10 protein-coding genes are annotated in these 16,496 nt (G+C 74.8%); 6 read left to right on the top strand and 4 right to left on the bottom strand.

The window, feature by feature from the left end:
• Positions 1-40 precede the first annotated feature (40 nt).
• Positions 41-238: a hypothetical protein gene (locus tag ABZ858_RS31935; protein WP_361386537.1), complete on the top strand. Its 198-nt coding sequence runs from the start codon at positions 41-43 to the stop codon at positions 236-238.
• A gap of 115 nt (positions 239-353) precedes the next feature.
• Here the strand turns inward: ABZ858_RS31935 and ABZ858_RS31930 are convergent, their stop codons facing one another.
• The 4 genes from ABZ858_RS31930 to ABZ858_RS31915 form a co-directional block, all read right to left on the bottom strand.
• Entirely contained in the window at positions 354-1,019 is a 666-nt protein-coding gene (locus ABZ858_RS31930) for an LPXTG cell wall anchor domain-containing protein (RefSeq protein ID WP_361386534.1), read from the bottom strand.
• Positions 1,020-1,322: 303 nt separating this feature from the next.
• Positions 1,323-2,438, bottom strand: coding sequence for a peptide chain release factor 2 (gene prfB, locus ABZ858_RS31925; protein ID WP_361386532.1), 1,116 nt, complete (start codon positions 2,436-2,438; stop codon positions 1,323-1,325).
• A gap of 67 nt (positions 2,439-2,505) precedes the next feature.
• Positions 2,506-3,750, bottom strand: a complete 1,245-nt coding sequence (locus ABZ858_RS31920; protein ID WP_361386529.1) for a serine/threonine-protein kinase — start codon at positions 3,748-3,750, stop codon at positions 2,506-2,508.
• A 163-nt stretch (positions 3,751-3,913) separates the two neighbouring features.
• Positions 3,914-5,662 (bottom strand): protein kinase, encoded by a 1,749-nt coding sequence (locus ABZ858_RS31915; RefSeq protein WP_361386526.1) that lies wholly within the window; start codon positions 5,660-5,662, stop codon positions 3,914-3,916.
• Positions 5,663-6,031: 369 nt separating this feature from the next.
• Here ABZ858_RS31915 and ABZ858_RS31910 point away from each other — a divergent pair, with 369 nt between their 5' ends.
• The 5 genes from ABZ858_RS31910 to ABZ858_RS31890 all read left to right on the top strand — a co-directional run bounded on the left by ABZ858_RS31910 (position 6,032) and on the right by ABZ858_RS31890 (position 16,450).
• Positions 6,032-9,973: an FHA domain-containing protein gene (locus ABZ858_RS31910; protein ID WP_361386523.1), complete on the top strand. Its 3,942-nt coding sequence runs from the start codon at positions 6,032-6,034 to the stop codon at positions 9,971-9,973.
• 291 nt (positions 9,974-10,264) lie between these two features.
• Positions 10,265-11,695 carry an extracellular solute-binding protein gene (locus ABZ858_RS31905; RefSeq protein ID WP_361386520.1) on the top strand — a complete coding sequence of 477 codons (1,431 nt, stop codon included), beginning with the start codon at positions 10,265-10,267 and terminating at the stop codon, positions 11,693-11,695.
• Between the two features lie 79 nt (positions 11,696-11,774).
• On the top strand, positions 11,775-13,055 hold the full coding sequence (locus tag ABZ858_RS31900; RefSeq protein ID WP_361386793.1) for a sugar ABC transporter permease: 1,281 nt from the start codon (positions 11,775-11,777) through the stop codon (positions 13,053-13,055).
• Entirely contained in the window at positions 13,052-13,981 is a 930-nt protein-coding gene (locus tag ABZ858_RS31895; protein ID WP_361386517.1) for a carbohydrate ABC transporter permease, read from the top strand. Before ABZ858_RS31900 ends, ABZ858_RS31895 begins: the two co-directional genes overlap by 4 nt.
• A 177-nt stretch (positions 13,982-14,158) precedes the next feature.
• A complete protein-coding gene (locus ABZ858_RS31890; protein ID WP_361386514.1) occupies positions 14,159-16,450 on the top strand; it encodes a CDP-glycerol glycerophosphotransferase family protein in 2,292 nt (763 codons plus the stop codon).
• The last annotated feature ends 46 nt before the right edge of the window (positions 16,451-16,496 follow it).

Here is a 16,496-nt window from a genome sequence, read left to right as displayed (position 1 = left end):
GGCGTTGTCCGTATGTGACCGGTGCAAGGAGGGCGAGCGCATGACGTACGACCGGTTGGTGTGCGCGAACTGCGCGGCGCCCGTGAGCGAGGGCCGGTGCCCGGTGTGCCGCGCGAACCGCGAGCGGCTGCAGCAGGAGAACGGCAACTTCTTCGCCGGGATCAATCCGGCGACGCTGATCGCGCTGCTGGCGGTGCTGATCGCCGCGGTGGCGCTGCTGGCGCACCAGGGCGCGTAGGGCGCGCAGGGGCGCGGCGCAAGAGGCGCAAGAGCGAGCGAGGGGCCCGGAGCGGTGTGCTCCGGGCCCCTCGTCGTCATCCGCCGGGCACGCCTCGTGAGGCTGTGGCCACGGGTCAGGCAGCGGTGCCGCCGCGGCCCGCCATCACGCGCGGCAGGACCCGGAAGCCGATGCCGCCGGCGATCATCGTCGCGGCGCCGATGAGCAGGAAGGTGGTCTCGCCCGCACCGGTCTCGGCGAGCTGCTTGCCGTTGCCCTGCGGGGTGGCGTTGGCCGGGGCCTGCGAGCCGGTGTCGGTCAGCGCCGAGGAACCCTGCTCCTGGGGGACGGTCTGGTTGCCGTCGGTCCCGACACCGCCACCGTTGTCGGCGCCGGCACCGCCGTTGTTGCCGGTGCCGCCGTTCTGGTTGCCGCCGTTGTTCCCGGTGCCACCGTTCTGGTTGCCGCCGTTGTTCCCGGTGCCACCGTTGCTCGGGTCGGTGGGCTTGGTGGTGCCCGGGTCGGTGGGCTGGGTCGTCCCCGGGTCCGTGGGCTTCGTGGTGCCCGGGTCGGTGGGCTTGGTGGTGCCCGGGTCCGTGGGGATGGTGGTGCCCGGGTCGGTGGGCTCCGTGGTGCCCGGGGTCGTCGGCTCGGTGGTCGGGCAGGTGCCGAGGAGCCCGCAGCCCGGGTCGTTGTCGCCCGGGTCGGCCGACGCCACGCCGGTCACCATCAGCGAGGCGCCCGCGGCGATCACCGCGCCCGCGGCTATGCGCGCGACCCGGATCCGCGTCTTCTTTGTCATGTGCTTGCTACCCCCAGTAGCTGATCGTCAATGAGGCCGCGTTCGGGGGCAGTGATCGACGGGAGTAGCTGCCTGCGTGGAGCCCCCCGGTTCACATGCGCCCCGCTGGATACGCATGCCGCGCTTCACCCTTCCCATATTTCAAAGCAACGTCAAGGCCGTTGCGGCCGTGATGTCCCGGTACGCGCTCTTTGCCGTGGGAAGTGCGATGTGAGTGTGACGCAAAACCCAGACATCCGGGAACGGAAAAGGCAACTGCCACCCCGAGGGCGGCAGTTGCCTTGTCGACAAAGCGTCGTTTCTTTACTCGCTCTGCTGTTCCTGCTGCTTGCGCCAGCGAATTCCGGCTTCCAGGAACCCGTCGATCTCACCGTTGAACACGGCCTCCGGGTTGCCCACCTCGAATTCGGTGCGCAGGTCCTTGACCATCTGGTACGGGTGCAGGACGTACGAACGCATCTGGTTGCCCCAGGAGTTGCCGCCGTCGCCCTTGAGGGCGTCCATCTTGGCCTGCTCCTCCTGGCGGCGCCGCTCAAGCAGCTTGGCCTGGAGGACGTTCATCGCGGTCGCCTTGTTCTGGATCTGCGAGCGCTCGTTCTGGCAGGAGACGACGATGCCGGTGGGCAGGTGGGTGAGGCGCACCGCGGAGTCGGTGGTGTTCACGCCCTGGCCGCCGGGGCCGGAGGAGCGGTAGACGTCCACCCGCAGCTCGGACTCGTCGATCTCCACGTGGTCGGTCTGCTCGACCACGGGCAGGATCTCGACGCCCGCGAAGGAGGTCTGGCGCCGGCCCTGGTTGTCGTAGGGGGAGATGCGCACCAGGCGGTGGGTGCCCTGCTCGACGGAGAGGGTGCCGTAGGCGTAGGGCGTCTGCACGGCGAAGGTGGTCGACTTGATGCCGGCCTCCTCCGCGTACGACGTCTCGTAGACCTCGGTCTTGTAGCCGCGCTGCTCGGCCCACCGCAGGTACATGCGCTGGAGCTTCTCGGCGAAGTCGGCGGCGTCCACGCCACCGGCCTCGGCGCGGATGTTGACCAGGGCCTCGCGCGCGTCGTACTCGCCGGACAGGAGGGTGCGGACCTCCATCTCGTCCAGCGCCTTCTTCACCGCGGCCAGCTCGGAGTCGGCCTCGGCGCGGGTGTCCGGGTCGTCCTCCTCCTCGGCCATCTCGAAGAGCACGGCGAGATCGTCGATCCGTCCGCGCAGCACCTCCGCCTTGCGGACCTCGGCCTGGAGGTGGGAGAGCTTGCTGGTGACCTTCTGCGCCTCTTCCGGGTTGTCCCACAGGGACGGCGCGGCCGCCTGCTCCTCGAGCACGGCGATGTCTGCCCTCAACTTGTCGAGGTCCAAAACGGCCTCGATCGACTCCATGGTCGAGGAGAGGGACTTCAGCTCTTCGGATACATCGACGACTGCCACGCCTCCAGCGTAACGGCTCCGCCAAGCGGGGAACGCCGGACGGCCGGGTCCACAGCTGCGGGCGGGGTCAGGGGGACGCCGGAGCCGAGTGCGTCGTGTCCTGGCCGGGCGCCTTCCCGTCGTCGCCGGAGGCCGCCCACCAGGCGCCCGCGCCCACGGCGCCCACCAGGACCAGGCCGGCCACGCCCAGCGTGATCCGGCGGCGGCGGGCGGCGGTGCGGTGGCGGGCGGAGCCGGGGCGGGGGGCGCCGGGCGTGCGCGGGGCGCGGGCCGTGCCGCGGGCGCCGCCGGCCAGCTCGTCGGGGGCGGGCACCCGCATCGAGGTGTGCGTGTCCCGGTTGGAGTCCGGCTGCGCGCCGCGCACCAGCGGGACCGCGCCGCGGCGGCGCGCCCGCTCCCCGGCGGGTGCCACCGGCTCCTCGTGCGCCTCCGCCCGGTCCTCCGGGTCGGGGTCCGTGTCCGGTTCGTCCACATCCAGCGGGGGCATGCCCGCGAGCAGCGGCAGCAGCTCGCGCAGCCGCGCCGCCAGCTCGGACGCCCGCAGCCGGGACGCCGGTCCCTTGGCCAGGCACTGCACGAGGAGCTGCCACAGCTCGTCCGGGATGCCGGGCAGCGGGACCACGGTCTCCGTGACGTGCCGGCGCAGCACCGCGCCCGGGTGGCCGCCGCCGAAGGGGGTGAAGCCCGCCAGCAGCTCGTACAGGACCGTGGCCAGGGCGTAGATGTCCACCGCCGCGCGCGGGGGCAGGCCCTCCACGATCTCCGGGGCGAGGTAGTCCGGGGTGCCGATGATCTTCGTGGCGCGGGTCCGCTTGGGCGAGTCGATGAGCTTGGCCACGCCGAAGTCGGTCAGCAGCGCCGGGTGGGCGCCGCCCGGGCCGAGCGGGCCCTGCATGTCCAGGAGCACGTTCTCCGGCTTGACGTCCCGGTGCACCACGCCGGCCGCGTGGGCGGCGGCGAGCCCGTCGGCCACGTCGGCGACCACGGCCACCGCCGCCTCGGGCGACAGCCGCCGCTCCCGCTCCAGGCGGGTGCGCAGGTCGGTGCCGCGGACCAGGTCCATGACCAGCGCGAGGTCGTTGCCGTCGACCACCAGATCCCGCACGGAGACCACGTGCGGGTGCTCCAGGCCGAGCAGCGCCGTGCGCTCCTGCACGAAACGGCCCACGAGTTCCTGGTCGGACGCGAGGTCCTCGCGCAGCAGCTTGATGGCGACGGGCCCGTCCGGGCCCTCACCGAGCCACACCGTCCCGGCACTGCCCCGCCCCAGGATCTGGTGCGCGGTGTACCGGCTGCCGATCTTCCGTGCCAAGACTGCTCCTACAGACGCGTGTTCCGGCTAAAACTACGCGCCCGGGGAGGCGGCCTTCACCGCCGAGGCCGAAATCACCCGCCAGGTGTCGACAAATCTCCAGACTTGGCACCGCGCGCGGGGGCGGGGGTGCGGCTCCCCCGCGCGGGCCGCGTGTCCGGCGTCAGCGGCCGCCGAGGTCCTTGACCCAGCCGACGGCCGTGTCGAACCAGTCGGACAGCTGGTCCCAGTAGCCCTTGCCGGTGCCGATCCAGCCCTGGAGCGGGCTCAGCTCCCAGATCAGCCAGCCCGCGACGAACAGGATGACGATCGTGAACAGGCATCCCTTGAGGCAGCCCAGGCCGGGGATCTTCATCGGGTTCGCGCCCCGCTGCCGGGGCGCGCGCGGCTCGCGCGCCGGGCGCTGGGGCTCGGCGGCGGGCGGCGGCGCGTACCCCTGGGGCTGCGGGTTCTGCCGGCGCTGCGGCTCGGGGACGTACTGCGGCGGCTGCTGACGGCCGTACTGCGGCTGCGGCTGGCCGTACTGCGGCTGCTGCTGCGGGTAGCCGTAGCCGGGCTGCGGTTGCGGAGGCTGCCGGCGCGGCGGCTGCTGCTGCGGGCGGGCGACCTGCCGCTGGGGGCGGCGGCGCAGCGGGTCCTCGTTCGGGTCCAGGTACTGGACCTGGGTCTGCTCGTTGCGGTCGCGGGCCGCGCGCAGCTGCGACTGCCAGGGGTGCGGCTGCTCGGGCTGCCGGCCCTGGCCCGCCTGGTCCGGGCCGCCGGCGCCGTCCGGGCCGTAGCCCGCGCCCTGCGGCAGCACGCGCGTGGGGTCGGCCGCGCCGGGGCCGGCGCCCGGCGCGCCGGTGTGCGGCAGGACGCTGGTCGCGCCGTTCGGGTCGTACGACGCCGCGCCCTGCGGCAGCACCTGGGTGGGGTCGGCGGCGCCGGGCACGCCGTCCGGGGCGGGCACGGGCGCGGGCGCCGGGTCGGGGGCCAGCAGCGCGCCGACGCCCTCCGCGGCGGCGATCTGCGCCGGGTTCGCGTGCACGCCGACGCCCTCGGCGACCACGCGCAGGGCGCGGGCGAGGTGCTCGGCGCCGGGCCGTTCGCCGGGGTTCTTGCGCAGGCAGCGCTCGATGACCGTCCACAGCGGGTCGGGCACGGTGGACGGGCGGCGCGGCTCGGCGCTCAGGTGCTGGTGCAGGACTTCCAGGGCGGAGCCGCCGGAGAACGGCGGCCGTCCGGTGACCAGCTCGTACAGCAGGATGCCGGCGCCGTAGATGTCCACGGCGGAGGTCTGCGGGCGGCCCTCGGCGGACTCGGGCGCCACGTACGCGGGCGTGCCGACGAACTCGTGCGTGCGGGTCAGGCCGGGTGAGTCGGCCAGCCGGGCGATGCCGAAGTCGGTCAGCATCGGGTGCATCCGGCCGTCGTCCTGCTTGAGCAGCACATTGGCCGGTTTCAGATCCCGGTGGACCACCCCGTCGTGGTGGCTGGCGGCGAGCGCGTCGGCGATCTGGGCGGTGAGCAGCGCGGCGGCCACGGGGGTGAGCGGGCCGTTCTCGCGCAGGTAGCGGTGCAGGTCGGGGCCGTCGACGAGGTCCATGACCAGGGCGAGCAGATCACCTTCGACCACGAGGTCGCGGACCCGGACGATGTTCGGGTGGGTGAGCCGGAGCAGCACGGAGCGCTCGCGCAGGAACCGCATCACGACGTCCGCGTCGCTCGCCAGCTCCTCCTTGAGGACCTTGATCGCGACGGTCTCCCCGGGCTGGCCGGCCACGGCCGCCTCGGCGCCCGCGGTCTCCCTCCCCCTAGCTCCTCCGACAAGCTCCGGAGCAGGGGGGACCCCCATGCGGGCCCGCCAGACGGTCCCGGTGGCGCCGCGTCCGAGCGGTTCCTCCAGGAGGTACTTGCTGCCTACCGGCCGCACGTCATGCGCTCCCTGTCGCTTGCCTGCATTCCGACCCACTCTAGGGCCTCTGGTGTGCATCGTGCCGGGCTGTCGAAGCGCTGTGCGCCCGCGTACGCCGGGCCGCTCGTGTTCCGCTCGGCACGTTCGCAGGAAAGACGTCGAGCCGGTCCCGCAGGTTGCCGAAAGCGGACGTGACCGATCTCAAGCGGTCACCGGTACCACACCGGCCAGGCACTTTTGGGGGCAGAGCCGACCATTCAAGATCACTTGTCGGGGGACGGCGGGCGCGTTGTCCGTGGCAGGTGCGAGGATGCCCTCCAGAGACTGGCCGACGTGTCGTGTGGGGTGGGGGGAGTCCGCGCCCGCGCAGAAGGGACCGCTGACGCGATGCAGATCCGGCTGACCGTCGTAGACCCGCTGGGACCGCCCTCCCCCAAGCCCTCGGCTCCACAGCCCCCGGCTCCACAGCCCTCGGCTCCGCCCGAAGCGGGGGCGCGTCCGGCGGCGCCGGACCGGGCCGCGCGCCGTGACGTGCTGGTCACGGCGCCCGCGGGCACGGCCCTGGCCGCGGTGGCCTCGGCGCTGGCCGCCGCGGTCGCGGGCGAGACCGGTACGGCGGCCGAGCGGGGCGGCCGGGAGCGCGGCGCCGCCGAGCGCGGCCGGGAGCCCGGAGCGGGCCCGGTGGTGCTGTACGCCGGCGCGGAGCGGCTCGACGCCCAGCGCTGCACGCTGGGCGAGCCCCCGCTGCTGGACGGCGCGGTGCTCTCCCTGGGCGCCCCCGCCGAGCCCGAGGCCCACCCCGAGCTGGACGAGGCCCCCACCCAGCTGCACGTGGTCGCGGGCCCGGACGCGGGCGGCGTCCACCTGCTGCACGGCGGGCAGATCACAGTGGGCCGCTCCGCCGACGCCGACGTACCGCTCGACGACCCGGACGTCTCCCGCCTGCACTGCGCGGTGACGGTCGGCGCCGACGGCCGGGTCTCGGTCGCCGACCTCGGCTCCACCAACGGCACCGTCCTGGACGGGCGGCACCTGGGCTCCCGCCCGGTCCGCTTCGCCCCGGGCGCGCTGCTGCGCCTCGGCGAGTCGGCCCTGCGCCTGACCCCGGCCGCGGGACCGGCGGCCCGGGTGGAGACGGCACCGGACGGCGAGGGCCATGTGCGTGTGCCGGAGGCGGAGGACGGCGGCGGTCCGGGGTCGTCCGGCACGGGATCGTACGGGGCGGGACCGTCCGGCCCGGGGGCGTCCGGCGCGGACCCCACGCGCGCGGGGGACGCCGGCACGGACCCCACGCGCGCGGGGGACGCCGGTGCGGTCCACGCGCGCGTGCGGGACGCCGGCGCGGCCGCGGACACCGCCTTCGGGCACGGTACGGCCCCGGGCCTGAGCACCGGCCCGGCCGGACCCGCCCCGGGCGTGCCGCACCCGTTTGCGCGTCCGCAGCGGGGGCGGGAGCACGACGGGCCGGCCGGCTGGGGCGCCGTGCCCGAGCAGGGCGGCGCGCCGCGGATCGAGAGCCATGGCATCGAGAGCCATGGCATCGGGGGCCATGACGGGGACACCCACGCGGGACGGTTCGGGGCGGCCGGGACCGCCGGGGCCTTCGAGGGCGAGCGGCCGGACGACGCGAGCGGCGCGAGCGGGCGCAAGGGCACGCCCCTGCGGGGCACCGACGTGCCGCAGGGGCTGCGCAGGCGCGGCGGGCTCGGCGCGTGGGCGCGGCGGCTGGCGGGCGGGCGCGGCGAGGCGGCGGCGCCCCGGAGCGAGGCGTACGACGACGTGGTGCCCGGCGTACCGGACCAGGACGCGCCCGAGGCGTACGCGGCGCCGCACCTGCCGGAGACCTGGCCGGACCCGGCGGCGCTGCTGCTGACCGCGCTGGGCCCGGGGCCGCGGCTGTGGGAGCGCGGACCGGGCCACCCGGAGGCGCTGACCGTGCGCCTCGGCACGGCCGACCGGCCGGCCCCCGACGGCTCCGGGCGGCTGCTGCCCGCGGTCCCGGTGACCGCCGGCCTGCGCGAGGTGGGGGCGCTGGGCCTGGCCGGACCGCGCGCCCGGCTGTCCGGGCTGGCCCGCGCGGTGCTGGCCCAGCTCGCCGCGCTGCACTGTCCCGACGGCCTGGAGATCGTGCTGCTGAGCACGGACCGCGCCCGCCCGCTGGCGGAGCGCACCGCGGAGTGGTCCTGGCTCGGCTGGCTCCCCCATGTGCGCCCGGGCCGCGGCCAGGACTGCCGGCTGCTGCTCGCCTACGACCGCGAGCAGGCCGCGGCCCGCACCGGCGAACTCCTGCGCCGCCTGGACGACCACGCGGCCGACACCCGGGCCGCCGCCGGGCTTCCGGCCGACCGCGGTACACGCGCGCCGGGCGCGCCGAACGGACCAGCCGGGCCGGCCGGACCGAACGAACCAGTCGGGCCGAACGGACCAGCCGGACCAGCCGGATCTGGCGAACCGGACGGGCCGGAGTCCGCGCCCGGTGACGGCCGGCGGCCCTCCTGGGCCCGGCACGACCACACGGACGGCGCGGACGGCGAGTACGGCAGGGACGGCGAGTACGGCAGGGACAGCGAGTACGGCAGGGACAGCGAGTACGGCAGGGACAGCGAGTACGGCAGGGACAGCGAGTACGGCAGGTACGGCGAGGACGGGAGGCACGGCGGGGACGGCCGCGCGGGCGGCTTCGCCGGGCCGTGCACCGTGGTCGTCGTGGACGGCGACCCCGGTGGTGCCGACGTACGCGACGCGGTGGCCCGGCTGGCGCAGGAGGGGCCCCGGGCCGGCATCCACGTGGTGTGCCTCGCGGAGGCGGTGCCCGCCTCGCCCGCCTCCCCGGTGACCGAGACGTACGAGGCGGCGTGCGCGGTGTCGCCGGTGTTCCGGGAGTGCGGGGCCGTCGCGCTGCTCAGCGGTGACGTGGCGACGGCGCTGCGGCTGATGCGGGTCGCGCGCTCCGGCGGCCAGGCGCGCCACCCGGTGGCCCCCGGGACCGTCGCCGTCGTCGACGCGGTGTCCCTGGCGTGGGCCGAGCGGTTCGCGCGGGCGCTCGCGCCGTTGCGGACGGCGGAGGGGACGGCGGGCGGGAACCGGCCCGCGCGGGTCTCGGCCCCGCTGCCGCTGTCGGCGCGGCTGCTGGACGAACTGGGACTGGCCCGGGCCACCCCCGCGTCGCTGCGGACGCGCTGGGCGGACGCGGCCGACGACGCCAAGGCGCTCGGCGGCCGGGCCTGGGCGATACTCGGGGCCGGTCCGCGCGGTCCGGTCTGCGCCGACCTCGCCGCCGAGGGCCCGCACCTGCTGGTCGAGGGACCGCCCGGCAGCGGCCGTACGGAGCTGCTGCGGGCCGTGGTCGCCTCGCTCGCCGCCGCCGAGCGCCCCGACCGCCTCGGCATCGTGCTGGTGGACGGCCGGGACGGCGCGGCCTCGGGCGGCGGGTCCGGCGAGGGCCTGCGCGTCTGTACGGACGTACCGCATGTGACCACGCATCTGACCGCCAACGACCCGGTGCGCATGCGGGAGTTCGCGCAGTCGCTGAGCGCCGAGCTGAAGCGGCGGGCCGAGCTGCTCGGACTGGCCGACTTCACCGGGTGGCACGCCGGGCGCGAGGTGTCCGGCCGGATCGTCGCCCAGCGCACCGCGCCGGGCCGGACCCCGCCCGCGACCGTGCCGGGGCCGTCCGGGCCGGGCGGCCCGGGCGCGGCCGACCTGGACGCGCCGCCCAGCCGGACCCTGCGGCTGCGGCCCGCGGCGGCCCGGGCACGGGAGGAGGCCGTGCCGCCGCTGCCCCGGCTCGTCGTGGTCGTCGACGATCTGGACGCCCTGCTGTCGCCGCCGCTCGGTTCGCCGGGGCGGCCCGCGGCCGGGTCGGTGATACGCGCGCTGGAGGCGGTGGCCCGCGAGGGCGAGCGGCTCGGCGTCCACCTGGTGGCGGCCACCGCGCCCGGGGGCCGTACGGCGGAGTGGGAACCGGCGCGCCGGGCCACGCTGCGGGTCGCGCTGGAGGCGCCGGGCGGCGGAGGTGCCTACCCGGCGCCCGGCGGGGGCGCGGGCGGGGAGCCGGGCGGCGCCCCGGCGCCCGGGCGCGGGCGGCTGACCACGGCCGACGGCCGGGGGACCCCGTTCCAGGGCGGGCGCGTCACGGGCCGCATCCCGAGGACGGCGACCCAGCGCCCCACGGTCGTCCCCCTGGAATGGCACCGCATGGGCGACCCGCCCGCCCGCCGTTCGGTGCGCGAACTCGGCAACGGCCCGACCGACCTGGCCCTCCTGGCCAGCGCCCTGGAACGGGCGGCCCGCGAAGTATCGGCCGCGCAGGTCCCGTCCCTGCTGTGACGGGGCGGGGCGGGGCGCGCCGTACCGGCTCCCACCCCCGAACACCCCCGAGAACCCCTACCCCTCACCCGCCCACCCCCCGAGCACCCCCTACCCCGCGCCCGCCCATCCCCCAAGCGCCCCCTACTCCTCTCCCCCGCGCCCCCGAGCAGCACTGACGGCCAGTCACGACGTGGTCACGATCAGGGCGTTGGGGCGGTGGGCGCTCTTGCCGTCGTCGGGTGCCCGGCGTAGACCAGAGCGCACGCGACAGCGCTCGGACGTTCGACGAGGACGAAGAACGGGGCATCGATGCACAGCACGAGCACGAGCAGCACCATCCGGACACACAGGACCGGCAGGGCCGCGCGGGCCGCCGCGGCGGCCGTCGCCGCAGGGGCGCTGGCCCTCTCCCTGGCCGCGTGCGGCGGTTCCGGCGACGACAACAAGAAGAGCGACGGCGGCCCGAGCGGCAGCGACAGCGGCACCGGCGGGGGCGCGCAGACCGGCACCACGGTCTCCCTGCCGAAGCTGGACGGCACGACGCTGGAGGTAGCCGCCGTCTGGACCGGCGCCGAGCAGGCCAACTTCAAGAAGGTCCTCGCGGAGTTCACCAGGCGCACCGGCGCCAAGGTCACCTTCGTCCCCGCGCAGGACCCGATCATCAACTTCCTCGGTTCGAAGATCGCGGGCGGCCAGCCGCCGGACGTGGCGCTGCTGCCGCAGCCCGGCGCCATCAAGCAGGCCGTGGACAAGAAGTGGGCCAAGCCGCTCGGCCCGGAGGCGCGGGCGCAGCTCGCCAAGAACTACTCGCGGGGCTGGCAGGACATCGGCACGGTCGACGGCAAGCAGTACGGCGCCTACTACAAGGCCGCCAACAAGTCGCTGATCTGGTACAACGCGAAGGTCCTGGAGAACGCGGGGGCGAGCGTGCCCAAGACGTGGAAGGACCTGCTGGCCACCGCGCGGACGGTGTACGACTCGGGGGTCACCCCGTTCTCGGTGGGCGGCGCCGACGGCTGGACGCTCACCGACTGGTTCGAGAACGTCTATCTCTCCCAGGCGGGCCCGGACAAGTACGACCAGCTCGCCCAGCACAAGATCAAGTGGACGGACCCGTCCGTCAAGCAGGCCCTCACCACCCTCGCGCAGATCTGGTCCAAGAAGGAATACCTCGCGGGCGGCCCGGACGGCGCGCTGCAGACGGAGTTCCCTGCCTCGGTCACCCAGACCTTCACCGGCGGCGACCAGCCGAAGGCCGGCATGGTCTACGAGGGCGACTTCGCGCAGGTCAACATCGCGGAGACCAAGGCGAAGGTGGGCACGGACGCCAAGGTGTTCCCGTTCCCGGCGGTGGGCGCGTCCGCGCCCGTGGTCTCCGGCGGCGACGCGGCGGTGATCTTCAAGGACTCCAAGGCGGCGCAGGCCCTGGTCACCTTCCTGGCCTCGTCGGACGCGGCGACCATCCAGGCGAAGCTCGGCGGCTATCTGTCGCCGAACAAGAACGTGCCGGAGTCGGCGTACCCGAACGAGGTGCAGCGCACCATCGCCAAGGCGCTGGTCGCCTCCGGCGACGACTTCCGCTTCGACATGTCCGACCAGGCCCCGCAGGCGTTCGGCGGCACGCCCGGCAAGGGCGAGTGGAAGGACCTCCAGGACTTCCTGCAAAACCCCTCGGATGTCGCGGGCACCCAGGCGAAACTGGAGAAGGACGCGGCGGCGGCGTACGGGAACGGGAGCTGATCCGGCGATGACGTCGGCAGCCGCGGAGGGGGTGGCCGGGAAGCCGGCCACGCCCCCCGTTCCCCCCGCGCGCAAGAGCGTGACCGGCACCCGCAAGGCCGTGGCGGCCCTGTTCCTGCTGCCCGCCCTGGTGCTGCTCGGCGCGCTCGTGGTCTACCCGATCGGGTACTCGCTGGTCCGCAGCTTCTACGACTCCTCCGGCGACCACTTCGCCGGATTCGACAACTACAAGGCGCTGTTCACCGACGACGGCATCCGCACCGCGCTGAAGAACAACATCATCTGGGTGGTGTTCGCCCCGGCGGTGGCCACCGCGCTCGGCCTGATCTTCGCGGTGCTGACCGAACGGGTGCGCTGGGGCACGGCGTTCAAGCTGGTCGTCTTCATGCCGATGGCGATCTCCATGCTGGCGGCCGGGATCATCTTCCGGCTGGTGTACGACCAGGACCCGGACCGGGGCGTCGCCAACGCGGTGTGGGTGGGCGTGCACGACACGTTCGCGCAGTCCTCGGCGTTCCCGAAGGCGCACCCGGGCCGCGACTCGCCGCTCCGGCCCGACCACGGCGGCTTCCTCACCACGCGTCCGGTGCACACCGGGCAGTCGGTGGCGCTGCCGCTGGTGGGCGTCGCGCCCGACCAGCTGCCGGACGGCACGAAGCGGGCCGTGCGGGCGCCGGCCGAGCCGGGGAAGATCACCGGCACCGCCTGGCAGGACTTCACGCGCGGCAAGGGCGTCGGGACGCTCGGCGCCGTCGACCCGTCCGAGCTGGGCTACTCCGGGATGCGCGTCGAGGCGGTCAAGGACGGCAAGGTGGTGGCGAGCGCGAAGGCCGCGGGCGACGGCACCTTCACGCTGCCCGCGAAGGCCGACGGCGCCCTGCTGCGGCTCCCGGCGGGCAACTTCAAGGCGCCCTACAACGGCGTGGACTGGCTGGGCCCCTCGCTGGTCACCCCGGCGATCATCGGCGCGTACGTGTGGATGTGGGCCGGGTTCGCGATGGTGCTGATCGCGGCCGGACTGGCGGGTGTGCCCAGGGAGCTGCTGGAGGCCGCCCGGGTGGACGGCGCGGGCGAGTGGCAGGTGTTCCGGCGGATCACCGTGCCGCTGCTGGCGCCGGTGCTCGCGGTGGTCGCGGTCACCCTGATGATCAACGTGCTGAAGATCTTCGACCTGGTGTTCATCATCGCGCCCGGCTCCTCCCAGGACGACGCCGACGTGCTGGCCCTGGAGCTGTACCGCAAGGGCTTCTCCGAGGGCCGCCCGGGCGTGGCCAGCGCGATCTCGGTGTTCCTGCTGCTGCTGGTGATCCCGGTGATGCTCTTCAACACCCGAAGGCTCAAGCGGGAGGTGCGGCGATGACGACCGATGCCGTCACGGAAGCGGGAGCGGGGGCGGGGGCTGGGGCGGTCCCGGGCGCCCGGCCCGCGCGGGGCAGGCCCTCGCTCGGCTCCCGGCTCGCGGAGCTCGCGAGCGGCGGCCTGGTGCGGGTGTTCCTGATCCTGGTGGGCCTGTTCTGGCTGGTCCCCACGATCGGCCTGCTGCTGTCCTCGCTGCGCTCGGCGCAGGACATGAGTTCCAGCGGCTGGTGGACCGTGCTCACCCGGCCCTCGCAGCTGACCTTCGACAGCTACCGGAAGCTGCTGGAGAACGGCGACATCACCCACTCCCTCCTGAACACCGTCCTGATCACCGTCCCGGCGACGGTCCTGGTGGTCGTGGTCGGCTCGCTGGCGGGCTACGCGTTCGCGTGGATGGAGTTCCCGGGCCGCGACTGGTGGTTCCTGGCCGTGGTCGGCCTGCTGGTCGTGCCCGTGCAGGTGGCGCTCATCCCGATCGCCGAACTCTTCGGGAAGATCGGCCTGTTCGGCACGATCTTCGGGGTGGTCCTGTTCCACACCGGCTTCGGCCTGCCGTTCGCGGTGTTCCTGCTGCGGAACTTCTTCGCGGAGATCCCCCGCGAACTGCTGGAGGCGGCCCGCCTCGACGGGGCCGGTGAACTGCGCCTGTTCACCCGGGTGGTGATGCCGCTGGGCGGGCCCGCCATCGCGAGCCTGGGCATCTTCCAGTTCCTGTGGGTGTGGAACGACATGCTGGTCGCGCTGGTGTTCACCAAGTCCGGCACCCAGCCGATCACGGTGGCCCTGCAGACGCAGGTACGCCAGTTCGGCAACAACGTCGACGTACTGGCGCCCGGCGCGTTCATCTCGATGGTGATCCCGCTGGCCGTGTTCTTCGCGTTCCAGCGGCAGTTCGTGTCCGGGGTGATGGCGGGCGCGGTCAAGTAACCGCCCGCGCACCGCGGTACGGGAGCGGTACGTGAGCAGCGTGGGAGGGGGGCGGGCCGGCACCGGCCCGCCCCCGCGCGTTCACCCGCCGTCCCCCACATGCCGTACAAAACCGTAACCGATTCACTCCATCGGCCGTTGCCGGGCAGAACGCCCGTCGACCCGTTGGATGTCGCCTTGCCCAGGTTCAGTGTCATCGTCCCCGCGCATCAGGTTCAGGCGTATCTGCACGAGTGCCTGGAGTCGGTGCTCACGCAGTCCTTCACGGATCTCGAACTGATCGCCGTGGACGACCGCTCACCGGACGCCTGCGGCGCGATCATCGACGAGTTCGCGGCCCGCGACCCGCGCGTGCGCGCCGTGCACCTGCCCGAGAACCAGGGCCTGGGCCCGGCCCGCAACGCGGGCACCGCGCTGGCCACCGGCGACTACCTGATCTACCTGGACGGCGACGACACCCTCGCCCCGGACGCGCTGTGGTCGATCGCCGAGCGCCTGGAGGCCACCGGCCGGCCGGACGTCCTGGTCTACGGCTTCGCCCGCGCCGACTGGACCGGCGAGGCCGTCCGCGACCCGCTGCGCGCCCCGCTCGCCGAGGACGGACCGGCCCCCTTCCGGCTGGCCGACCGCCCCGAGCTGCTCAGGGTGCTGATGGTGGCCTGGAACAAGGCGTACCGGCGGGACTTCGTGCACCGCGAGGGCCTCGCCTTCCCGCCCGGCTACTACGAGGACACCCCGTGGACGTACCCGGTGCTGCTGGCGGCGGAGACGATCGCCACCCTGGACCGGGTGTGCGTGCACTACCGGCAGCGCCGGCACGGCAGCATCCTGGGCACCGCCAGCCGCCGCCACTTCGACGTCTTCGCGCAGTACGACCGGGTGTTCGCCTTCCTCGACGGGCGCCCCGGACTGGCCCGCTGGCGGCCGGTGCTCTTCCGCCGCATGGTCGACCACTTCACCACGGTGTTCACCCGGCCGGGCCGGCTGCCGCGCGGCTGCCGCGCCGAGTTCCTGCGCACCGCCCGCACGTACTACCGCCGCTACCGCACCCCCGGCGCCCGCCTGGCCCCGCGCCCCCGGCTGCGGCACGCCCTGGTCCGGCTCGGACTGCACCGCACCTTCCGCGCCCTGGTCCGGGCGATGGCCGTGCGCCGCCGCGCCGCCGGGGCGGCGGCCAGGGCGCTGCGCGTGCTGCGGGCCGGGCTGCTCCAGGCGCACTACCGCGTCCAGCTGTGCCTGCCGGTGCGCGCCGACCGGGCCGTGTTCGCCGCGTACTGGGGGCGCGGGCACGGCTGCCACCCGGGCGCGCTGGAGGCGGCCTTCCGCGCGTTCGCGCCGCAGGTGCGCACGGCGTGGATCGCCCGCCCCGAGCACCGGCACACCGTGCCGGCCGCGACCCGCCGGCTCACTCCGGACACGGCGGCCTACTGGACCGCGCTGGCCCGCTCCCGGTATCTGGTCAACAACGTCAACTTCGACCGCCGCCTGGTCAAGCGGCGCGGCCAGGTCTTCGTGCAGACCCAGCACGGCACCCCGCTCAAGCACATGGGCCTCGACCTCCAGGAGCGCCCCGCCGCGGCCCGGGGCATGGACTTCGCGCAGCTGCTGCGCAACGTCGACAAGTGGGACTACGTCGTCACCGGCAACCGGCACACCACGCTGACCTGGGAGCGGGTCTACCCCGGCCGCTACACCACGCTGGAGTACGGCGGCCCGCGCAACGACGTCTTCCAGCGGGCGACCGCGGCGGAGGTGGCCGCGCTGCGCGAGTCGCTGGGCATCCCCGAGGACACGGTGGCGCTGCTGTACGCGCCGACCCACCGCGACCACCGCCGCACCCAGCGCCCCGCCGTGGACCCGTACCGCCTCGCCCGCCGCCTCGGCCCGCGCTTCGTCGTCCTGGCCCGCGCCCACTACGGCCAGGACGGCCCGCTGACCGGTCCGCTCCCGGCCGTGCGAGGCGGCCGCGTCCTCGACGTCAGCGGCCACCCTTGCGTCGAGGACCTGTGCCTGGCCTCGGACGCCCTGCTCACCGACTATTCGTCGATCATGTTCGACTACGCCGGACTGGACCGCCCGATCGTGCTCCTCACCGACGACCAGGAGGCGTACGAGGCGGCCCGGGGCACCTATTTCGACGTACGGGCCAGTCCGCCGGGCGCGGTCGCCCGCACCGAGGACGAACTGGTCGACATCCTGACCGGCGACCACTGGCGCGGCTCCCGCTCGGCCCAGCTGCGGGCCGCGTTCCGCGAGCGCTTCTGCCCGTACGACGACGGGCGCGCCGCCGAACGCGTGGTGCGCCATGTGGTGCTCGGGCAGACCGACGAGGCGGCCGGGCTGCCGCCGGTCGTGCCGCTCGGCGAGCGCCATCCGGTGCCGTCGCGGGCCGCCGCCGTCCGCGCGCGCTCCCTGCTCGCCACCGTGCCCCAGCCCGCCGGCCCCCAGGCCGTCACCGAGAGCCGCTGACCACCGTTCGCCTTCCGGAGCCCGCATGCACCCCACCCGACCCGCC

The sequence above is a fragment of the Streptomyces sp. NPDC047017 genome (genome assembly GCF_040644175.1).
GTDB lineage: Bacteria > Actinomycetota > Actinomycetes > Streptomycetales > Streptomycetaceae > Streptomyces.
The sequence above is the reverse complement of the archived record's forward strand: the minus strand, read 5'-3'. Positions and strand labels throughout refer to the sequence as shown.